Origin of the sequence: Streptomyces sp. NPDC002176, assembly GCF_044903645.1 — a bacterium.
Classification (GTDB): Bacteria; Actinomycetota; Actinomycetes; order Streptomycetales; family Streptomycetaceae; genus Streptomyces.
This window is the reverse complement of record NZ_JBJDQW010000001.1, coordinates 80,712-99,362: the sequence shown is the minus strand read 5'-3', so window position 1 is coordinate 99,362 and position 18,651 is coordinate 80,712. Positions and strand designations below refer to the sequence as shown.

The following is an 18,651-nucleotide window of genomic DNA, read 5'->3' as shown; positions in this document are numbered from 1 at the left end:
GGCGCCGCCTCACCCGAGCCGTCCACAGGGCCGGTTCAGGCGTTCGCGGCCCGCACCAGCACCCGGTCCTGGGAGATCTTGACGTCCCAGTCGGGCTGGGCGACCGACGCCGGGCCACGCGTGACCTCGCCGTCCGACAGGCGGAACGCGCTGCCGTGCCACGGGCAGTGGATGCAGCCGTCCGCGTCGACCTCGCCCTCGTCCAGCGGGCCACCGGCGTGCGTACAGGTGGCCGACAGGGCGTCCACCTTCCCGCCGTGCCGCACCAGCACCACCGGCACACCGGCCGCGTCCACCCGCAGCGGCTTGCCCTCCTCCAGCGCGGTCAGCGCCGCCACGTCCGTCCACTTGCCCGTCGGCTCCTCGAACGCCGTGTGGTTGACGCCGATGCCGTTGACGTAGGAGAGGTGTCCGCCCAGGTAGGCGGAGGCGCCGGTCAGGCCCAGGCCCACCCCGCTCAGCACGGCTCCGGCGCGCCGCCGCCCGGTCAGCCGGACCACCCAGGACGCGGTCTGCAACACCGTCGCCGCGCTGTTGAGCATGCCGTGGACCAGGCCGACCCGCTGGGTGCCCCCGATGGTGTCGGCCCAGTCGGAGGCGCCGGTCGCGGCCGTCGGTACCACGGCGAGCAGGCCGAAGCCCACGAGCCTGCGAGCCGCCCGGGCCCCGCGTTCGCCCGCCGTCAGGTCCAGCAGCGTGGCCATGCCCCAGGCGCCGATGGGCACATCGGTGAGCACCGGGTGCAGCGCGTGGCCCAGCCAGGTACCGGAGAGCGCGTTCTTGACGGCGGTCGGCTGGGTCACCCTGTTCACCAGACCGGCGGCCGGACCGGTGAGGGCGTCGAGCGCGGTGCGGTCCTCGATGTCCCTGATGACGTGCTCGATCTGCTTGGGCATGACACTCGCTCCTCATAGCGTTCGGACCTGACGGGCCGGTGACCCGGGGGTGCACCGGCTCGCGCTCTCACCTGGACCGGGCTGCCCGCGCCCGAGCATCTCGGGCCGCTGGGACGGCGGTTCGCCGTCGGCAGGGGCCGGTTCCCGTGTTCAGCGGGGCCACTCCCGTGGACCCGCGCCCCGCCACTCGACCCACCCCGCGCTCACGACGTCCGCCTCCTCCACCGACGCCAGGCCCTCCGGCCCGGCCCGGCGCAGGAACTCCACGACGTCCAGCACCGTGTAGGCCATGCCGACGAACCGGTCCCCGACCCGCACCCGCCTGCCCCCGTCCGGGGCGGGCGGGTAGATCACGACGGGCATGTCCGGGGCCATGTCCCGAGGGTGGCCCAGGACCGTGGACGCCGCATGCCGGAGTGCTCCGAGTCGGCCCGGTCCGGGCGCTACTCCACGGCAGGGTCCTCGTGGGCGTGCCGCACCGCCTCCTGGACCTCCCGCTCCAGCGCGCAGCGGTCCTCACCGGTCCGGTCCGACCGCTCGGCGATGGCCGCGCACACGGCGTCATAAGCCGTGCGCCAGCGGCGCCGCTGGGCGTCGTACTCGCTCCCGGTGAGACCGGCCAGCTTGGCGCGCTCCACCTCGGCGGACCGTTCCAGGGCGATGAGGCTGTCGGGAATGTCTGCCACGTGGGGATCGTAAGCGCGGCGGCCGGAGGGCGCCTCTCGTGGACCCGGACCGGAGGTACCCGTAGCCGAGGCCGGAGGCGGGAGTATCCGAGGCCAGGGGCTCGGCGGATGGGTTTCGATCTTTATTTCACCTGATCGGGGGAGTGACCAATCCGCTTCCGCAGCAGATCCGGATTCCCCATGTGAGGGATGAAGAGTGGGACCACCGATCGCCGGCCGCCCCGGCGCGCTGCGCGCCGCGCGCGCCGCGCCGGCCCCTCGTGGGCTCGGCCGCGCCGGTGGACCGGAACCCGGCGGTGGGGGCCGCCGGGGGCCCGCTCTTCGGAGGAGTCGGGGCGCCGACTGCCGCGAGCAGCCCCGACTCCACCGGCACCCTGGCCGTACGGGCCGCCCCCGCGCCGGAGAACTCCCCCCACCCCGGATCAGCTGTTACCGCGACACCCCTCAGCGCGACACCCCTCAGCGCGGCACCCGCCACGCGCCATCCTCAGGAGATGACAGAGAAATGATGACCACCACCCGCACCCGCCGTGCCGCCGTCACTCTCGCCGCCGCCGCCGTGCTGCCGCTCGCGCTGAGCGCCTGCTCCTCCAGCGACGCCAAGGACAACTCCGGCTCCTCGGCCTCCGCCGCCGCCTCCTCGCCCATGGCGAGCAAGAGCATGGACGCCGGTTCCATGGACCAGCCCTTCGGCCCCGCCTGTTCCTCCGTGCCGAAGAACGGCGCCGGTTCGTTCGACGGCATGGCCAAGGACCCGGTCGCCACCGCCGCCTCCAACAACCCGGCGCTGTCCACCCTGGTCACCGCGGTGAAGAAGGCCGGTCTGGTCGACACCCTCAACAACGCCCAGAACATCACGGTGTTCGCGCCGACCAACGACGCCTTCAACAAGATCCCGAAGGCGACCCTGGACAAGATCCTCAACGACAAGGCCCAGCTGACGAAGATCCTGACCTACCACGTCGTCGGCCAGAAGCTCGCGCCCAAGGACCTGGAGAACGGCTCCTTCGACACCCTCGAGAAGTCGAAGCTGATGACCTCCGGCTCCGGCGAGTCCTACACCGTCAACGACACCGCCAAGGTCGTCTGCGGCAACGTCAAGACCGCCAACGCCAACGTGTACATCATCGACACCGTCCTGATGCCCAAGAGCTGACCCCACCCGGCAGCGCCCGCCCGCTCCGGCGTCCCCGGAGCGGGCGGGCGCACAGCCCTTTCCCCACTCAGAAGCCCAACTCCCCGGAAGGGAACGCACGATGCGCCGAACCGCCGTCGTGGGCAGCGGAGTCGCCGGACTCACCGCCGCCCACGTGCTGCGCCGGGCCCACCACGTCACCCTCTACGAGGCGGACGACCGCCTCGGCGGCCACGCCCACACGCACGACCTCATAGCCCCGGACGGCCGCATCGACCGGGTCGACTCCGGTTTCATCGTGCACAACCGGCGCACCTACCCGAACCTGCTCCGCCTCTTCCGTGAACTCGGCGTCGCCACGCAGGAGTCGGAGATGAGCATGTCGGTGCGCTGCGAGGGCTGCGGCCTCGAGTACGCCGGTGCGCGCGGCGCCCGCGGCCTGCTCGCCCAGCCCCGCAACGTCCTGCGCCCGGCCTACCTGCGCATGCTCGCCGAGGTCCCCGCCTTCCACCGGGCCGCCCGCGCCCTGCTGGAGCACCAGGGCCACTCCACGATGACGCTGGGCGAGTTCATGGACCGGTCGGGCTTCTCCCCGTACTTCCGGGCCCACTTCATGACCCCGCTGGTCTCCTGCGTCTGGTCCTGCGACGCCGAGACCGCGCAGCACTACCCGGCCGCCTACCTCTTCCGGTTCCTCGCCCACCACGGCATGCTCTCCGTCACCGGCTCACCCGTGTGGCGCACCGTGACCGGCGGCTCACGCAGTTATGTCGACCGGGTCGCGGCCGAGGTGCAGGAGGTCCGCACCAGCGCCCCGGTCCGCAGCATCCTGCGGCACGCCGACGGCGTGGACATCACCACCCAGGACGGCACCACCGACTCCTACGACCACGTCGTCGTCGCCGTCCACCCCGACCAGGCGCTCCGGCTGCTCGGCGACGCCTCCGCCGACGAGAAGGAGGTGCTGGGCGCCTTCCGCTACTCCCACAACACCACCCTGCTGCACACCGACGCCGCCCTGCTGCCGAGGGCCCCCGGCGCCCGTGCCTCCTGGAACTACCTCATGCCGAGTTGTTCGGCGGGCTCGGACCGGGTACGCGTCACCTACGACATGAACAGGCTCCAGCGTCTCGACGCCTCCCCGCGCTACCTCGTCACCCTCGGCGGCGAGGACCGCGTCGACCCCGCACGCGTCCTCGCCCGGATGAACTACGAACACCCCGTCTACACCCCGGAGTCGGTCGCCGCGCAGCAGCGGCTGCCCGAACTCGCCACCTCCGTCACCGCGTTCGCCGGCGCCTACCACGGCTGGGGGTTCCACGAGGACGGCTGCCGCAGCGGGGTCGCGGCCGCGCAGGCCCTGGGGGTGACCTGGTGAGCACGCCCGCCCTCTATCCGTGCGTGGTCCGGCACACCCGCCGCGCCCCCATCCACCACGCCCTGCGCCACCGCACCTACATGTGGCTCATCGACACCGACCACATACCCGAACTGCCCCTGCTGTTGCGCCCGTTGGCCCGGTTCCGGGCCCGCGACCACTTCACCGGCCGCGCCCCCTCGATCCGGGCCGCGCTCGACGGCTTCCTCGCCGAGCACGGCATCGACCTCGACGGGGGCCGCGTCATGATGCTCACCCACGCGCGCGTCCTCGGCCATGTCTTCAACCCCCTCACCCTGTACTGGTGCCACGACCGCGACGGCAGCCCCCGCTGCGTGGTCGCCGAGGTCCACAACACCTACGGCGGCCGCCACGCCTACCTGCTGCACACCGACGCGGCCGGAAAGGCGGACGTGGACAAGGAGTTCTACGTCTCGCCCTTCTATCCGGTGGACGGCCGCTACCACATGCGGCTCCCGCTGCCCGGCGACCGCCTCCAGCTCTCCCTGCGCCTGGACAGACCCGGCAGCCCGCCCTTCACCGCGACCGTCCACGGAACCCGTCGCCCGGCCACCCCGGGCGCGCTGCTGCGTCTGTCCCTGCGCCACCCCTGGTCGACCCTCGCGGTGTCGGCCGCCATCCGTTTCCACGGCATCCGCCTGTTCCTCAGGGGCCTGCCGGTGCAACCGCGCCAGGTCCGCCACGACCCGGAGAACGCCACATGACCACAGCCCACCCCCGCCCCACGACCAGGACCGACGCCGCCTCGGTCCCGGCCCCGGTGGACGCCGGCCGCTGGCCCGACGTGGCCGCCGTGCCCAAGGCGTCCCGGCCGGTGCGTACCGTCGCCGCCGCCGTCGTACGGCACGCCCTAGGCGGGCTGCCGCTCTGGGTCCGGTTCCCCGACGGCACCACCCTGGGCCAGGGCGGACCGCTCATAGAGGTGCGGGACCCGGACGCCTTCCACGCCCGCATCGGCACCACGGGCCTGATCGGCTTCGGCGAGTCGTACATGGCGGGGGAGTGGGACGCCCCCGACCTGGTCGGCGCGCTCACCGTGCTCGCCTCCCACGCCGCCGAACTCGTCCCCGCCCCGCTGCAACGCCTGCGCCGCCTGTGGGCGCTGCGCCAGCCCGCCGCCCAGCGCAACACCACGACCGGCTCCCGCGACAACATCAGCGCCCATTACGACCTGTCCAACGACCTCTTCGCCCTCTTCCTGGACGACACCCTCACCTATTCGTCCGCCGTCTTCCGCGGCTTCCCAGCCGAGCACGCCCTGCTCCCCGCCGCCCAGCACCGCAAGATCGACCGGCTGCTCGACCTCGCCGAGGTCGGCGAGGGCACCCGGCTGCTGGAGATCGGCACCGGCTGGGGCGAACTCGCCCTGCGCGCCGCCGCCCGCGGCGCCCACGTCACCTCGCTGACCCTCTCCCGCGAACAGCGCGACCTCGCCCGGCAGCGGGTGCGCGAGGCGGGCCTCGCCGACCGGGTCGCCATCGAACTCTGCGACTACCGCGAGGCCGAGGGCACCTACGACGCCATCGTCAGCGTGGAGATGATCGAGGCGGTCGGCGCCGAGTTCTGGCCCGTCTACTTCCGCACCCTCGACGAGCGCCTCGCCCCCGGCGGCCGGGTCGCCCTCCAGGCCATCACCATGCCGCACGACCGGATGCTCGCCTCCCGCGACACCCACACCTGGATCCAGAAGTACATCTTCCCCGGCGGCCTGCTGCCCTCCGTCGAGGCCGTCGACCAGACCGTGCGCGAGCACACCGGGCTGAGCGTCACCCGCCGCGACGCCTTCGGCGCGCACTACGCCGAGACCCTGCGCCTGTGGCGGGAACGGTTCACCGAGCGCGCCGAGGACGTCGACGACCTCGGCTTCGACCACGTCTTCCGCCGCCTGTGGACCTTCTACCTCGCCTACTCCGAGGCCGGATTCCGCTCCGGCTACCTCGACGTCCAGCAGTACCTGCTCACCAAGGAGCCCACTCGATGACCGACCTCCGCACCCCCGTCCGCACCGGCGCCGCGCACCGGCTGGCCGCGCTCGTCGAAGACGCGCTCGGGGTCCCGCTGCCGGTCCGGCTGCGCGCGTGGGACGGCAGCGAGACCGGCCCGTCCGGCACCCCCGTCGTCGTACTGCGCTCCCGCCGCGCCCTGCGCCGCCTGCTCTGGCAGCCCGGTGAACTCGGCCTCGCCCAGGCGTACATCACCGGCGAACTCGACGTCGAGGGCGACCTCGCCGAGGGACTGCGCACCGTCTGGGCCGCCGGTCGCGAACGCGGCGCGCACGCCCCGCGCCTCACCCTGGCCGACCGCGCCCGCGCCGTCGGGGAGGCCGCACGGCTCGGCGCGATCGGCCCCCGCCCGCCCGTGCCCGCCTCCCAGGCCCGGCTGCGCGGCGACCGGCACACCAAGGCCCGCGACCGCGCCGCCATCAGCCACCACTACGACCTGTCCAACGACTTCTACCGCCTCCTCCTCGACGACACCATGGCCTACTCCTGCGGCTACTGGACCGCCGAGGAGATGGACCCCGCCGACGCCCAGCGCGCCAAGCTGGAGCTGATCTGCCGCAAGCTCGGCCTCACCCCCGGCGCCCGGCTGCTCGACATCGGCTGCGGCTGGGGCTCGCTCACCCTGTACGCCGCGGAACAGCACAAGGCCCAGGTCACCGCCGTCACCCTGGCCCGCGAACAGGCCGCGTACGTCCGCGAGCAGGTACGCCAACGCGGGCTCGAGGACCGGGTGGAGGTGGTGTGCCAGGACTACCGCGACATCACCGGCTCCGGCTACGACGCGGTGTCCACGATCGAGATGGGCGAGCACGTCGGCGACGACGAGTACCCCGCCTTCGCCGCCGCCCTGCACCGCATGGTCCGCCCCGAGGGCCGGGTGCTGGTGCAGCAGATGTCCCGGGGCGCCAACGCGCCGGGCGGCGGCGCGTTCATCGAGGCGTACATCGCGCCCGACATGCACATGCGGCCCCTCGGGGACACCGTCGGCCTCCTGGAGGCGGCCGGTCTCGAGGTGCGGTCGACGGAGTCGATGCGCGAGCACTACGTGCGCACCGTCGCCGCCTGGCACCAGACCCTGGAGCAGCGCTGGGACGAGGTCGTCGCCCTGGTCGGCACCGAGACCGCCCGGGTGTGGCGGCTGTACCTGGTCGGCGGGGCGCTCGCCTTCGAGGAGGGCCGGATGGGCGTGGACCAGATCCTCTCCGTGCGCCGGGACCGCGAGGGCGCCAGCGGGCTGGACCTCTCCGAGGCCGCCGACTGGTACCGGGAGCTGGTGTGAGCGGCTTCGCCTGGGGCGCGTTCGCGGCGAACCTCGGCTGGGCGGCGCTCACCGCGCTCGGCGTCATGGTGATCACCTTCGCCATCGCCGTCCGCAAGGGCATGCACCGGATCGTGGACATCGCCTGGGGAGCCGCCTTCGCGGTGGTCGCCCTGGCCACGTTCGGCGCGTCGGCGGGCGAGGGAGATCTCGCCCGCCGGGCCCTCGTCACCGCCCTCACCGTCGTCTGGGGCCTCCGGCTCGCCGTCCACATCGGGCGGCGCGGCCGCGGCCACGGCGAGGACCCGCGCTACGAGGAACTGCTCGACAAGGCGTCGGGCAACCGCAACCTGTACGCGTTCCGCATGATCTACCTGCTCCAGGGCGCCCTGGTCTGGCTGGTCTCCCTGCCGGTGCAGGCCGCCCAGTACGCGACCGGCCCCGTCTCCTGGCTCGCCTGGCTGGGTACGGCCCTGTGGGCGGTCGGCATCTTCTTCGAGGCCGTCGGCGACGCCCAGAAGGCCCGCTTCAAGGCCGACCCCGCCAACCAGGGCCGCATCATGGACCGCGGCCTGTGGCGCTACACCCGGCACCCCAACTACTTCGGCGACTTCTGCGTCTGGTGGGGCCTGTTCCTCGTCGCCTGCGACGGCGGCGCCGCCCCCGCCGTGGTCTCGTTCATCTCGCCGCTGGTGATGAGCTATCTGCTGATCAACGGCAGCGGCAAGCGCCTGCTGGAGCGCCGCATGTCCGGCCGCCCCGGCTGGGAGGAGTACGCGGCCCGCACCAGCGGCTTCTTCCCGCTGCCCCCGCGCGGCTGACGCCGTGACAACGAAGGAGGGGAGCCCCGGTGATCCGGGGCTCCCCTCCTTCGCTGCTCTCCGTCTACGACGGCATGCTCAGCACCGTCACCGGGGCGCTGGTCGGCTTGGCCGAGCCGCCCGCCGGTTCCACCGTCACTCCGACACCCGAGGCGCCGTCCACCGCGCCCTTCATCAGCACCGACTGGCTGGCGCGTGCCGGGTCCATCAGACCGGCGTTGCGCATCGTGCCGGCGTCGTCGAACCAGAGCTGGTACACCTTGCCCTTCGGCGGCTCGGGCATCTTCGACGACACGAACACCGCGCGGTCCCGCTCGGCGGACACCACCACCGTGCCGGTACCGCCCGCCACCTTCACCGTGCGGGACTTGGCGTCCGGCGCCGCCAGCACCCCGGCCAGCTCGGACGACTGCCGCTCCGCCTGCGCCGCCCGCTGCTGGGCGTCCTGCGCGCGCTCCCACTGCCACGCCGCCGTACCGCCGAACACGGCGGCCGCCGCGACGCACGCGGCCAGCGCCCAGCGGGCCGGGCCCGCGCCCTTGCTGCGGCGCACCCGCTCCACCGGCGTGGTGCCGGGGGTGAGCTGGCGCACCGAGCCGACGCGGTGCAGCACCTCCTCCCGCATCGCCGGGCGCACCGGCGCGGAAGCGGCCAGCGCCAGCCGGGCAGCGGCCGCCTCGAACTCCTCCACCTCACGGGCGCAGGACGGGCAGCCGGACAGATGGCGCTCGAAATCGGCACGCTCGTCGTCGGGCAGCGCGTGCAGCGCGTAGGCACCCGTCAGCGTGTGTGGATCGGTCATGGTCACGCGGTCACCCCCAGGCAGTCGCGCAGCCGGATGAGGCCGTCGCGCAGTCGTGTCTTGACGGTGCCGAGCGGCAGCGCGAGCGCCTCCGCGACTTCCCGGTAGGTCAGCCCCCGGTAGTAGGCGAGCGTCACCGACTGCCGCTGGAGGTCGGTCAGCGTACGCAGACAGCGCCGCACCTGCTCCTGCTCCAGCCGGGACTCCACCTGCTCGGTCACCTCGTCGTACTCCGGCGTACGGTCCAGCAGCGCCGCCTTGGTGTCACGGGCGGCGGCCGCCTCCACCGAGCGGACGCGGTCCACCGCGCGCCGGTGCGCGAGCGTCAGGATCCAGTTGATCGCGGTACCCCGGTCGGGCCGGTAGCGCGGAGCGGTACGCCAGACCTCCACCAGCACGTCCTGGGCCACCTCCTCCGACTGGGCCAGGTCCCGCAGCACCGCCCGGACGACCCCGAGCACCGGACCGGCGACCGTGTCGTAGACCGAGGCGAACGCCTCCTGGTCTCCCAGGGCCACCTCGTGCAGCAACTGCTGCAAGTCCGGTTCCGCTGCCGGGTTCCTGCCGATGTAGACGGCTTCCTTCACAACTGTCCTCTCCAACGTTGCGCCGGGGCGGGGCTCTCACGTCGTTCCGTGAGAGTCGTCCCCGCGTAATCCGAGGCCAGGACGGCCGCGGATTGGTCACCCGGACGAATAACGACGACGGGTACCGGGGCCGGACTCAGACCAGCCCGGTGACGGTCACGGTGGCCTTCGGCGGCTGCTCACCGGGCAGCAGCCCGGCCAGCCGCCCCTCGACGGCACGTGCGACGGCGCGGGCCACGTCGAGCGTGTGCACGTGCCCGCGCGCCACGACATGGATCTCCACCCGCCACGGCCCGGCCCCGTCCGGCCGGGTCAGCCGCACCCCGGCGGGCACCGCCCGGCCGCCGTCGGCCGCGCTCGCGCCGCGGGGCAGCGCCGAGCGCAGCCGCCCGCCGAGGCCCGGCCGCAGGAACGCCACCCCCGGCACCGCCTCCACGGCCGCGGCGATCTCCCCGGTGAGCGTGGTGCGCAGCGCGCGGTCAGTCATCGCCCGGCCCTTCCTCGAATCCGGCCGGAGCGTCCACGAGGTCGACGATCCGGACGTCCACCGACGCGGGCCGCAGCCCCAGCCGCAGCCGGGCCGCCTCGGCCACCCGACGCCGTACCTCCTCGGCCACCTCCGCCAGCGGCACGCCCAGCGGGGCGTGCACCTCCAGGCGCACCGTCACCTCGCCCCGCCCGGAGGCGTCCGGCGGGGTGATCCGGCACGAACCCGCGCGGACCCCGGTGACCGTCTCGGCGGCCGCCCGCAGGGTGCGCGCGGCGACCGCCTCCATCACCCACAGGTCCTCGTCGTCGTCCCCGAGCGGCACCGGACGGCCCGGCCGCAGCTCCATCCGGACCACGTCCATCACCCGCCGGGTCAGCGCCGAAGGATCGTAGCCGGTCTCCGCCGGGGCGGTCTCCTCGCGCAGCTCCCGTACGGTCGACTCCAGCAGCGTCAGCTCCCGGACCGCGTCCCTGCAGTGCGGGCAGGTGGCGCGGTGCGGGTCGGGATCGGCCTGCTCCCAGCCGTCCCAGACACCGGACAGCAGCCGCCCGCAGGCGAGCCGCTCGTCGTCGCCGTCGGGCCCGGTGTACCGGTCGGGCGGGTCGGTGTGCGTGGTCATCGCCAGGCCCCCAGTGCTCGTGTCAGACAGCGTCGTGCGCGGAAGACGCGGGCGCGCACCGCCTCCTGGCTGATGCCGACCGTCTCCGCGATGAACTCGTAGGAATGTCCGTCCAGTTCGCGCAGCACCCAGCAGGCCCGCTGCTCCGCCGAGAGCTCGTCCAGCGCCCGGCGCATCCCGCGCACCGCGTCCCGTGCCTCGGTGATCCGCTCGGGGGAGTCGTACTCCGGCGCCGCGACCTCCCCGGCCGCCTCCAGCGACGTCACCGGTCTGCGCGCCCGGAGGACGTTCAGACAGCGGTTGGTGACGATGCGGTAGAGCCAGGTGCCGAAGGAGGAGCGCCGCTGGAACTCCGGCAGCCTGCGCCAGGCGCTGATGAAGGCGTCCTGCACCGCGTCCTCCGCCTCCGCGCGGTCGCCCAGCAGCCGGGTGGCGAGGCCGACCAGCGCCGGGGCGTGCTCGCGCACCAGCACGGCGAACGCCTCCTCGTCGCCCTCGGCCGCACGCACCGTCAGGAGGTCGTCGTCCGGGCGCGCCGCCGTCGCCTCCCGTGCCGGGGTGTCGTCGGGCGCGCGTTCCGGTCCCGGATACGCGATCTGTCCACGGGCCCCCGACACCGGGCGGCTCCTCTCCGTCGTCCTGCCTCTTCGACACCTCGAAGGCGGCTCTGTGACGCGGTATCCGCCGCGCCCCCTCTCCGCCGTGCCCCTCATCGGCTACTTCAGGCACGAAAACCCAGGTGGATGCAGGTTGCGGGGCGCGTCAGCGAGGGGAAGAGAGGCATCAGCGGAGAAAATCCGGGAATCCGCGTCACAGTCGTGGACCGGCCGGGTCCAACGGAACGACACCAGCAGTACGGCCCATCGAGAGGACCTGGTCATGAGCGTCCAGAGCGCGCCCGCCACCGGCATCGCCCCGGCGGGAGCCACCACCAAGCCGCAGCCGTCCTCGACGGCCCTCGCGGGCGGCGCCACCGGAGCCGACGAGCCCGCCGCCACGCGCGGCCGGACCTCCATCGCCGATGTCGTCGTCGTCAAGGTCGCCGGAGTGGCCGCACGCGAGATCCCCGGCGTGCACGCCATGGGCGGCGGCCTGTCCCGCACCATCGGCGCGGTCCGCGACCGCGTCCCCGGCGGCCGCTCCAACGTCGGCCGGGGCGTCAAGGTCGAGGTGGGGGAGCGGCAGACCGCCATCGACCTCGACCTGGTCGTGGAGTACGGCGTCCCGATCGCCGACCTCGCCCGCGACGTCCGGGAGAACGTCATCGACGCCGTCGAGCGGATCACCGGCCTGGAGGTCGTCGAGGTCAACGTCGCCATCAACGACGTCCACCTGCCCGACGACGAGGACGGCACCCCGGAGACCACGTCCCGCGTGGCCTGACACCGGGCGTGGCGAAGCAGGGATCGAAGAAGGGGACGGAGAGATGGACAGAGCGCTGGTAGGGCTGATCGCCGGTATCGCGCTGGCGTTCGCGGGCTGGTTCGGCGGCTTCGGCGCGTTCCTGCTCGTGGCCGCGCTCGGCGCGGTGGGCTACGCGGTCGGGTACTGGTTCGACCGCGGCGGGCGCGCCGAGGACCTGCGGCACGCCTTCGATCGGGGCCGCCGATGACCGCCCCCGAGCCGGGGCCGCCGACGACCGCCCCCGAGCGGCGCGGCACCACCACGGTCTCCGACCGCGCCGTCCGCCGGATCGCGGGCCGCGCCGTCACCGAGGCGCTGCCCGGCCGCGCCGCGCGGGCGACCGGCTCCTCGGCCGCCGTGCGCGGTGGCCGGGCCGAGGTCGCGGTCGACGTCGCCCTGCCCTACCCCGAGCCGCTCACGCCCACGGTCCGCCGCGTCCAGGACCATGTGACCGCCCGCACCGCCGAACTGACCGGCCTGGACGTGCGCACGGCCCGCGTCGGTGTCACCGCGCTCACCCCGGACCGGATGACCGAACAGGAGCCGCCCGCGCGGGAGTCGGCCCCCGGCGGCCGGGTCCCGCGCCGCTGGTGGGCGCAGCGCAGGCTGCCCCTCGGCGTGCTCACCCTGCTTGCCACGCTGACCTGCGGCGCCCTCGCCACCGACCTGATCCTCGTGCACACCGGGCACCGCCCGGCCGCCGCCTGGCGCACCGGCGCCCTGCACTGGCTGTACGTGCACGGACCCGGCGAACCCCCGGTCACCGCGGCCGCCGTCGGCTGCGTCCTGCTCGGCGTCTGGCTCATCGTCCTCGCCGTCACCCCCGGCCGACGCGGCCTGCTCACCGCCCACTCCCCGGCACCGGTCACCCGGGTCGCCGTGGACCGCGCGGCCGTCGCCGCCCTGCTCCGGGACACGGCCGCCGGGACCGAGGGCGTCGACACGGTCGCCGTACGGGTCCGGCGCCGCCGCGCCACCGTGCGCGCCGCGCTCGCCTTCGGGGACCGCGGCGCCGCCCGCGAGCAGATCACCGACGCCGCGCGCCGCGCCCTCGCCGAGTGCGGCCTGCGCCGCCCCCTGCGACTGCGGGTCGCCGTACGCCCCCTGCCGGTGTGGACCCCGCCCCCGGCCGAACCGGCACCGGCGCCGCTGGGTGTCGTGGCGCCCGCGGGAGGCAACTGATGCGCACCGCCCTCAACCGCTGCGTCCTCGCCGTCACCGGACTGGCCCTGCTCGCCGCCGGGGCCTGGCTGGCGTCCGCCGACCCGGCCCTCGGCACCCGCATGCCCGCCTGGTGGCCCGGACCCTCCGACGACGTCACCTTCCTGAGCCCCGCCCGCCTCCTCGACGCCCGCACCCAGGGCTGGTGGACGCCCACCGTCATGGCCGCGTCCGTCGCCGCCACCACGCTCGGCGCCCTGTGGTGCGCCCGCCAGTTCCACGGCGGCGGACGCCCGCTGATCACCCTGCCCGCACCCGGCTCCACCGTGCGCGCCCGCGCACTGGAGGAGGCCGTCGCCCGCGACGCGGCCGCCCTCGACGGCGTCGCCCGCTGCCGCGCCCGCGTCCTCGCCCGACGCGGCCGGATCACCGTACGGCTGCACCTCTGGATCCAGCCCGACACCACCCCCGACGCCGTGCTGCCCGGCGTCACCCGGCTCCTCGGCCGGGCCGAGACGGCCGCCGCCCCCTGTCCCGTCGACGGCCGGGTGCGCCTCAGCGCCCGCCCCCACCAGGTACCGCATGTCCGCTGAACCACACGCCCCCGCCGCCACCCGGCCGCCCCCGCCCCGTCCCGGCGACTGGGGCGCGGCGCTGCGCCGCACACCGCTCTCCATGTGGCGCGACGACGTCTCCGACGACGCCGCCGCCCTCACCTACTACGCCATCCTGACCGTGCTGCCCGCCCTCCTGGTCACCGTCATCGCCTTCGCGCTGATCAGCCCCGGCACGGCGGAACGGTTCATCACCCAGGTCACCGCCTACGCCCCCGCCGAGTCCGGCGGCGAACTCCACGACGTCCTGGGCCGCATGCTGCGCCCCGACGCCGCCATCTGGCCGCTGCTGGTCGCCGGGTCGGGCAGCGCCATCTGGTCCGCCTCCAGCTATCTGGCCGTCTTCCGCCGCTCCCTGCACCGCATGCACCGCGTCGAGGACCACCGCTCGCCCCTGCGCAAGGCCCACCGCATCGTGCTGACCGCGCTGGCCCTGCTCGGCCTGCTCGTCGTCAGCGCCCTGGTGCTGCTGCTCACCGGGCCCGTCGCCGAGGCCGCCGGACGCTTCTTCGGCCTCGACGCCACGGTGGCCTGGGTGTGGCGTTTGCTGCGCTGGCCGCTGCTGCTCGGCCTCGCCGTCGTCCTGATCGTGATCGTCTTCCGCACCGGCCCCGTACAGGCCCGCCGACGCAGCCACAGCCTGCCCGGCGGAGTGCTGGCCGCCGCGCTGTGGATCACGGTGTCGGGCGGCTTCGCGCTCTATACCTCCGTACTCGGCGGCTACAGCAGGCTCTACGGGTCGCTCGCGGGCTCGGTCGTGTTCCTGATCTGGCTCTGGCTGACCAACCTCGCCCTGCTCACCGGGGCGCAGTTCACGGCCGAGCTGAGCCGCGCGCCTGCCGGACCGTCCGCGTCGGCCGACTGAGCGGGGGCGGCCGCGGGCCGGGTCCAGCAGCTGGGCCGCGATCCCGCTGAGCACCAGCCCCGTCGCGATCAGCAGCCCGTGCGGCAGCACGATCCCCGCCGCCAGCAGCACCCCGCCGAGCGCCAGCAGCCACCAGCACCGCACACGGAAGGGGCGGGACCGGGCGCGCGGCGGGGGTGCGGGTTCCGTGCGCGGTCCGTCGTATGGGCCGCTCCGGGCGAAGCGCCCTCGCACCCCGGCCAGGGTCTCCTCGTCGTATGCGTACATCGGGCGCCTCCCTCCGGATCGCTTCCAGCATCCCGGCTCCACCGCCCGCCCCACCATCCGGTACGACCCCCATTTCCGCGGCCCTCAGCCCCTAGGGGAGACCCGGATGGGTGCCCCCACGGATGGCGCGCCGCCCGCTCCCCGCACAGGCTGTAGCTGACGGGCCCGAGCGCGACCCGGCGCCAGGAGGTGAGGCGCGGTGCCCCTGTTCTGGCGGATCTTCCTGCTCAACGCCGTCGTCCTGGTCGCGGCCGCCGCCCTGCTGCTCGGCCCCGTCACCGTCTCCACCCCGGTCCTGCTCACCGAGGCCGCCATCCTCACCGCGGGCCTCGCCGCGATGCTCGTCGCCAACGCCGTACTGCTCCGCGTCAACCTCGCCCCGCTGCACCGGCTCAGCCGCGCCATGACCACCGCCGACCTGCTGCGGCCCGGCGTACGCCCGCCGGTCGGCGGACACGGCGAGATCGCCGAGCTGATCACCGTCTTCAACGCCATGCTCGACCGGCTGGAGCAGGAACGGGCCACCAGCAGCGCCCGCGCCCTCTCCGCCCAGGAGGCCGAACGCCACCGCGTCGCCCAGGAACTCCACGACGAGGTCGGCCAGACCCTCACCGCCGTCCTCCTCGAACTGGGCCGCGTCGCGGGCCAGGCCCCGCCCCGGCTGCGCGACGAACTCCACCAGGTGCAGGAGACCACCCGCACCGGACTCGACGAGGTGCGCCGCATCGCCCGCCGCCTGCGCCCCGGCGTCCTCGACGAACTCGGCCTGCTCAGCGCCCTCAAGGCCCTCACCAGCGAGTTCTCCGGCCCCGGCCTCACCGTCCGCCACCGGCTGGGCAACGACCTGCCCCCGCTCGGCCACGAGACGGAACTCGTCCTCTACCGCGTCGCGCAGGAAGGACTCACCAACATCGCCCGCCACGCCCACGCCCGGCACGCCGAACTCGCCCTGACCCACACCCCGGCCGGTGTCGAACTCCGGGTCGCCGACGACGGCCGGGGCATCGACGGCGACCCCGAGGGCTCGGGCCTGCGGGGCATGCGCGAACGCGCCCTGCTCATCGGCGCCCACCTCACCGTGCGCCCCCGTCCCGAGGGCGGCACCGAGATCCGCCTCACCGTCCCCGTCCGGAGCCGCCGACCATGACCGACCCGGCCCCCGCCCGCATCCTCCTCGCCGACGACCACGCCCTCGTCCGGCGCGGCGTCCGGCTCATCCTCGAGGGCGAACCCGACCTCACCGTGGTCGCCGAGGCCGACGACGGCGCCGAGGCACTGGCCCTAGCCCGCGACCACCGCCCCGACCTGGCCGTCCTCGACATCGCCATGCCCCGCCTCACCGGCCTCCAGGCCGCCCGCGAACTGTCCCGCACCCAGCCGGAGACCCGCGTCCTCATCCTGACGATGTACGACAACGAGCAGTTCTTCTTCGAGGCCCTCGCCGCCGGAGCCTCCGGCTACGTCCTCAAGTCCGTGGCCGACCGCGACCTCGTCGAAGCCTGCCGCGCCACCCTGCGCGGCGAGCCCTTCCTCTACCCCGGCGCCGTCAACGCCCTCATCCGCGACTACCTCGACCGCGTCCGCGACGGCCGCGCGCTGCCCTCCCGGGTCATCACCGGCCGCGAGGAGGAGATCCTCAAACTGGTCGCCGAGGGCCACACCACGCAGCAGATCGCCGACCTCCTGGTCATCAGCCCCAAGACGGTCGAACGCCACCGCGCCAACCTGCTGCAGAAACTCGGCCTCAAGGACCGCCTGGAACTCACCCGGTACGCCATCCGGGTGGGCCTGATCGAACCCTGAGCTACCTTTCGGCGGGAACCGGGGTCTCCTCCTCGGACGGCGCCGGGGACGGTGGAGCCGGACGCACCGCCCGCATCGCACGCGCCAGCAGATCCGCCCGCTTGGCGATGATCGGCCCGAGGATCGCCAGCACCAGCACATACCCCGCGATGAACGAGGACAGCCGCCCGTCCAGCCCGGCGCTCACCGCCATCGCGCCCAGGATCAGCGCGAACTCCCCGCGCGCCACCAGCGTGGTGGCGATGTCGGCAGCGGGCTCCGGCCCGTACCCGTAGGTGCGGGCGACCAGCAGACCGGCGATCACGTTCATCACGATGGTCAGCGCCGCCGCCGCGGCCACTGGACCCGCCACCGAGGCCAGCCGGGCCGGGTCCAGCGCCAGCCCGAACGCGAAGAAGAAGATCGCCGCGAACGCGTCCCGCAGCGGATGCACCAGCTTGCGGATACGCGGCCCGGACGACGTACCCGCCAGGATCAGGCCCACCATGAACGCGCCGATCGCGTCCGCCACCCCCAGCAGCTCCGACACCCCGGCCACCAGCACGGCCGCGCCCAGGAAGCTGATCACCAGCAGCTCGTTGTCGCGGACCTGGATCAGCCGCCCCACCAGCCGGGTGCCGTACCGGGCGGCGGCGGCCAGCACCAGCAGGAACCCGAACGCCTTCGCCGCCTGCAACACCGTCTCCCCGACCCCCTCCGCACCCCCGATCACCGGCTGGAGCGCGGCGAGGTACAGCGCGAGGAACAGGTCCTCCACCACGATCACCCCGAGGATCAGCCGGGTCTCCGGGCGGCTGATCCGGCCCAGGTCGATGAGGATCTTGGTGACGATCGCGGAGGAGGAGATGCCGAGGACACCGGCCAGCACCAGCGCCTCCCGCGCACCCCAGTCCAGGGCGAACCCGAAACCCAGGCCCGCGCCGACGTTGAGCAGCAGATAGATGCCGCCCGCCGTCAGCAGGCGTCTGCCGCCGCGCCGGAGGTCGTCCAGCTTGAACTCCAGGCCCAGATAGAACAGCAGCAGCACCAGCCCGAGCGCGGACAGCATCTCGAAGTCGTGCGGGTCCGACACCAGGACCAGACCGGGGGTGTGTGGGCCGAGCAGCAGACCGGCCAGCATGAACAGCGGGATCGTCGGCACCCCGAAGCGGGCGCCCAGCCGGGCGAGGAAGGCGGCGGCCAGGAAGGCGCCGCCCATGGCGAGCAGGGTGTCGGCATGTCCCACGGGCCACCTTCGCCTTCCTTGCGGACGCGCGAAGGGCCTGGTCCCCGGAAGCGTTCGGGGCATCGAGGCCCCGTGCCGTCGACGGTCTCGGTTCGGGTCGCGGGGGCCATGACACCGTCGCACGCCCGCGCACCGCGCCACCATCGGTGCTGACCCCCATACCGGGACGGGTCCGACACCCATACGCGGCCGCGCGAGCCGTACGGCGAACGTCCCGCGACGAATTGCCGACCGCCGCCCGCCGTGTTTCGTTGGGTGCTGAGCCGTCGCCGCCCCGGTGGCGGCGCCCTGGCCGGCTGGAGGAACCGTGGCCGAGAAGTTCGTGCAGATCATCGCCTTCGAGACCGACCGCATCGACGAGATGCGCACCCTGGCGATGGACATCGACCGGCGTTTCGGGGGCATGCAACACGGCCCCACCTACCAGGCCGTCCTCAAGGACAAGAACCAGGACGACCGCTACTACGAGGTGCTGGAGTTCGCCTCCCTGGAGGCCGCAGGCCGCAGCCGCCACGACCCCGAGGCCCGCGCCTTCGCCGAGCGCATGGCGGCCCTGTGCACCAGCCCGCCCTCCTTCATCGAGTGCGACCTGCTGGAGTCGTCCCGGCCCAGCTGA

23 protein-coding genes are annotated in these 18,651 nt (G+C 74.0%); 14 read left to right on the top strand and 9 right to left on the bottom strand.

Translation table 11 applies throughout. The features are described 5' to 3' along the window. Positions 1 to 35: 35 nt before the first annotated feature. The 3 genes from ACI2LY_RS00430 to ACI2LY_RS00420 all read right to left on the bottom strand — a co-directional run bounded on the left by ACI2LY_RS00430 (position 36) and on the right by ACI2LY_RS00420 (position 1,582). A complete protein-coding gene (locus ACI2LY_RS00430) occupies positions 36 to 896 on the bottom strand; it encodes a Rieske 2Fe-2S domain-containing protein (protein ID WP_404705130.1) in 861 nt (286 codons plus the stop codon). 150 nt (positions 897 to 1,046) lie between these two features. Then, positions 1,047 to 1,271, bottom strand: a complete 225-nt coding sequence (locus tag ACI2LY_RS00425; RefSeq protein ID WP_388999864.1) for a hypothetical protein — start codon at positions 1,269 to 1,271, stop codon at positions 1,047 to 1,049. Between the two features lie 68 nt (positions 1,272 to 1,339). After that, positions 1,340 to 1,582, bottom strand: a complete 243-nt coding sequence (locus tag ACI2LY_RS00420; RefSeq protein WP_388999861.1) for a hypothetical protein — start codon at positions 1,580 to 1,582, stop codon at positions 1,340 to 1,342. 505 nt (positions 1,583 to 2,087) lie between these two features. Between ACI2LY_RS00420 and ACI2LY_RS00415 the strand changes: the two genes are divergently transcribed. The 6 genes from ACI2LY_RS00415 to ACI2LY_RS00390 all read left to right on the top strand — a co-directional run bounded on the left by ACI2LY_RS00415 (position 2,088) and on the right by ACI2LY_RS00390 (position 8,198). Continuing rightward, on the top strand, positions 2,088 to 2,738 hold the full coding sequence (locus ACI2LY_RS00415) for a fasciclin domain-containing protein (RefSeq protein WP_404705129.1): 651 nt from the start codon (positions 2,088 to 2,090) through the stop codon (positions 2,736 to 2,738). A 100-nt stretch (positions 2,739 to 2,838) separates the two neighbouring features. Beyond that, positions 2,839 to 4,095, top strand: coding sequence for an NAD(P)/FAD-dependent oxidoreductase (locus ACI2LY_RS00410; protein WP_404705128.1), 1,257 nt, complete (start codon positions 2,839 to 2,841; stop codon positions 4,093 to 4,095). Then, the gene (locus tag ACI2LY_RS00405) at positions 4,089 to 4,820 is read left to right on the top strand and encodes a DUF1365 domain-containing protein (protein WP_404706440.1); all 732 of its coding nucleotides are present in this window, start codon (positions 4,089 to 4,091) and stop codon (positions 4,818 to 4,820) included. Before ACI2LY_RS00410 ends, ACI2LY_RS00405 begins: the two co-directional genes overlap by 7 nt. Continuing rightward, positions 4,817 to 6,097, top strand: coding sequence for a class I SAM-dependent methyltransferase (locus ACI2LY_RS00400; protein ID WP_404705127.1), 1,281 nt, complete (start codon positions 4,817 to 4,819; stop codon positions 6,095 to 6,097). Before ACI2LY_RS00405 ends, ACI2LY_RS00400 begins: the two co-directional genes overlap by 4 nt. Next, the gene (locus tag ACI2LY_RS00395) at positions 6,094 to 7,398 is read left to right on the top strand and encodes a class I SAM-dependent methyltransferase (protein WP_404705126.1); all 1,305 of its coding nucleotides are present in this window, start codon (positions 6,094 to 6,096) and stop codon (positions 7,396 to 7,398) included. The genes ACI2LY_RS00400 and ACI2LY_RS00395 overlap by 4 nt, the downstream gene beginning before the upstream one ends. Beyond that, positions 7,395 to 8,198, top strand: coding sequence for a DUF1295 domain-containing protein (locus ACI2LY_RS00390; protein ID WP_404705125.1), 804 nt, complete (start codon positions 7,395 to 7,397; stop codon positions 8,196 to 8,198). The genes ACI2LY_RS00395 and ACI2LY_RS00390 overlap by 4 nt, the downstream gene beginning before the upstream one ends. A gap of 64 nt (positions 8,199 to 8,262) precedes the next feature. Here the strand turns inward: ACI2LY_RS00390 and ACI2LY_RS00385 are convergent, their stop codons facing one another. The 5 genes from ACI2LY_RS00385 to ACI2LY_RS00365 form a co-directional block, all read right to left on the bottom strand. Beyond that, positions 8,263 to 9,006, bottom strand: a complete 744-nt coding sequence (locus ACI2LY_RS00385; protein WP_404705124.1) for an anti-sigma factor domain-containing protein — start codon at positions 9,004 to 9,006, stop codon at positions 8,263 to 8,265. Continuing rightward, positions 9,003 to 9,587 carry a sigma-70 family RNA polymerase sigma factor gene (locus tag ACI2LY_RS00380; protein ID WP_086694527.1) on the bottom strand — a complete coding sequence of 195 codons (585 nt, stop codon included), beginning with the start codon at positions 9,585 to 9,587 and terminating at the stop codon, positions 9,003 to 9,005. The genes ACI2LY_RS00385 and ACI2LY_RS00380 overlap by 4 nt, the downstream gene beginning before the upstream one ends. A gap of 136 nt (positions 9,588 to 9,723) precedes the next feature. Beyond that, positions 9,724 to 10,074 (bottom strand): hypothetical protein, encoded by a 351-nt coding sequence (locus ACI2LY_RS00375; RefSeq protein WP_404705123.1) that lies wholly within the window; start codon positions 10,072 to 10,074, stop codon positions 9,724 to 9,726. Next, positions 10,067 to 10,696: an Asp23/Gls24 family envelope stress response protein gene (locus ACI2LY_RS00370; protein WP_404705122.1), complete on the bottom strand. Its 630-nt coding sequence runs from the start codon at positions 10,694 to 10,696 to the stop codon at positions 10,067 to 10,069. The genes ACI2LY_RS00375 and ACI2LY_RS00370 overlap by 8 nt, the downstream gene beginning before the upstream one ends. Then, positions 10,693 to 11,313: an RNA polymerase sigma factor gene (locus tag ACI2LY_RS00365; RefSeq protein ID WP_404705121.1), complete on the bottom strand. Its 621-nt coding sequence runs from the start codon at positions 11,311 to 11,313 to the stop codon at positions 10,693 to 10,695. Before ACI2LY_RS00365 ends, ACI2LY_RS00370 begins: the two co-directional genes overlap by 4 nt. A 262-nt stretch (positions 11,314 to 11,575) precedes the next feature. On the opposite strand from ACI2LY_RS00365, the gene ACI2LY_RS00360 reads away from it, so the two are divergent. From ACI2LY_RS00360 to ACI2LY_RS00330, 7 genes are all read left to right on the top strand, one after another. Then, positions 11,576 to 12,079 (top strand): Asp23/Gls24 family envelope stress response protein, encoded by a 504-nt coding sequence (locus tag ACI2LY_RS00360; RefSeq protein WP_393604195.1) that lies wholly within the window; start codon positions 11,576 to 11,578, stop codon positions 12,077 to 12,079. A gap of 43 nt (positions 12,080 to 12,122) precedes the next feature. Continuing rightward, positions 12,123 to 12,308, top strand: coding sequence for a hypothetical protein (locus ACI2LY_RS00355; protein WP_361824696.1), 186 nt, complete (start codon positions 12,123 to 12,125; stop codon positions 12,306 to 12,308). Next, entirely contained in the window at positions 12,305 to 13,282 is a 978-nt protein-coding gene (locus ACI2LY_RS00350; RefSeq protein WP_404705120.1) for a DUF6286 domain-containing Asp23/Gls24 family envelope stress response protein, read from the top strand. The genes ACI2LY_RS00355 and ACI2LY_RS00350 overlap by 4 nt, the downstream gene beginning before the upstream one ends. After that, positions 13,282 to 13,854, top strand: coding sequence for a hypothetical protein (locus ACI2LY_RS00345; RefSeq protein ID WP_404705119.1), 573 nt, complete (start codon positions 13,282 to 13,284; stop codon positions 13,852 to 13,854). Before ACI2LY_RS00350 ends, ACI2LY_RS00345 begins: the two co-directional genes overlap by 1 nt. Continuing rightward, positions 13,844 to 14,740: a YihY/virulence factor BrkB family protein gene (locus ACI2LY_RS00340; RefSeq protein WP_404705118.1), complete on the top strand. Its 897-nt coding sequence runs from the start codon at positions 13,844 to 13,846 to the stop codon at positions 14,738 to 14,740. Before ACI2LY_RS00345 ends, ACI2LY_RS00340 begins: the two co-directional genes overlap by 11 nt. 466 nt (positions 14,741 to 15,206) lie before the next feature. Then, the gene (locus ACI2LY_RS00335) at positions 15,207 to 16,154 is read left to right on the top strand and encodes a HAMP domain-containing sensor histidine kinase (RefSeq protein WP_404705117.1); all 948 of its coding nucleotides are present in this window, start codon (positions 15,207 to 15,209) and stop codon (positions 16,152 to 16,154) included. Then, positions 16,151 to 16,810 carry a response regulator gene (locus ACI2LY_RS00330; RefSeq protein WP_404705116.1) on the top strand — a complete coding sequence of 220 codons (660 nt, stop codon included), beginning with the start codon at positions 16,151 to 16,153 and terminating at the stop codon, positions 16,808 to 16,810. The genes ACI2LY_RS00335 and ACI2LY_RS00330 overlap by 4 nt, the downstream gene beginning before the upstream one ends. Before the next feature lies 1 nt (position 16,811). Here the strand turns inward: ACI2LY_RS00330 and ACI2LY_RS00325 are convergent, their stop codons facing one another. After that, positions 16,812 to 18,035 (bottom strand): cation:proton antiporter, encoded by a 1,224-nt coding sequence (locus ACI2LY_RS00325; protein ID WP_404705115.1) that lies wholly within the window; start codon positions 18,033 to 18,035, stop codon positions 16,812 to 16,814. A gap of 307 nt (positions 18,036 to 18,342) precedes the next feature. Between ACI2LY_RS00325 and ACI2LY_RS00320 the strand changes: the two genes are divergently transcribed. Further along, positions 18,343 to 18,651, top strand: a complete 309-nt coding sequence (locus ACI2LY_RS00320) for a hypothetical protein (RefSeq protein WP_404705114.1) — start codon at positions 18,343 to 18,345, stop codon at positions 18,649 to 18,651.

Excerpts from the sequence above, each read along its gene's own strand:
- ACI2LY_RS00370 (WP_404705122.1), bottom strand. The coding sequence starts at position 10,696 with ATGACCACGCACACCGACCCGCCCGACCGGTACACCGGGCCCGACGGC.
- ACI2LY_RS00395 (WP_404705126.1), top strand. The coding sequence starts at position 6,094 with ATGACCGACCTCCGCACCCCCGTCCGCACCGGCGCCGCGCACCGGCTG.
- ACI2LY_RS00360 (WP_393604195.1), top strand. The coding sequence starts at position 11,576 with ATGAGCGTCCAGAGCGCGCCCGCCACCGGCATCGCCCCGGCGGGAGCC.
- ACI2LY_RS00345 (WP_404705119.1), top strand. The coding sequence starts at position 13,282 with ATGCGCACCGCCCTCAACCGCTGCGTCCTCGCCGTCACCGGACTGGCC.
- ACI2LY_RS00400 (WP_404705127.1), top strand. The coding sequence starts at position 4,817 with ATGACCACAGCCCACCCCCGCCCCACGACCAGGACCGACGCCGCCTCG.
- ACI2LY_RS00330 (WP_404705116.1), top strand. The coding sequence starts at position 16,151 with ATGACCGACCCGGCCCCCGCCCGCATCCTCCTCGCCGACGACCACGCC.
- ACI2LY_RS00430 (WP_404705130.1), bottom strand. The coding sequence starts at position 896 with ATGCCCAAGCAGATCGAGCACGTCATCAGGGACATCGAGGACCGCACC.
- ACI2LY_RS00375 (WP_404705123.1), bottom strand. The coding sequence starts at position 10,074 with ATGACTGACCGCGCGCTGCGCACCACGCTCACCGGGGAGATCGCCGCG.
- ACI2LY_RS00425 (WP_388999864.1), bottom strand. The coding sequence starts at position 1,271 with ATGGCCCCGGACATGCCCGTCGTGATCTACCCGCCCGCCCCGGACGGG.
- ACI2LY_RS00350 (WP_404705120.1), top strand. The coding sequence starts at position 12,305 with ATGACCGCCCCCGAGCCGGGGCCGCCGACGACCGCCCCCGAGCGGCGC.
- ACI2LY_RS00340 (WP_404705118.1), top strand. The coding sequence starts at position 13,844 with ATGTCCGCTGAACCACACGCCCCCGCCGCCACCCGGCCGCCCCCGCCC.
- ACI2LY_RS00410 (WP_404705128.1), top strand. The coding sequence starts at position 2,839 with ATGCGCCGAACCGCCGTCGTGGGCAGCGGAGTCGCCGGACTCACCGCC.
- ACI2LY_RS00355 (WP_361824696.1), top strand. The coding sequence starts at position 12,123 with ATGGACAGAGCGCTGGTAGGGCTGATCGCCGGTATCGCGCTGGCGTTC.
- ACI2LY_RS00415 (WP_404705129.1), top strand. The coding sequence starts at position 2,088 with ATGATGACCACCACCCGCACCCGCCGTGCCGCCGTCACTCTCGCCGCC.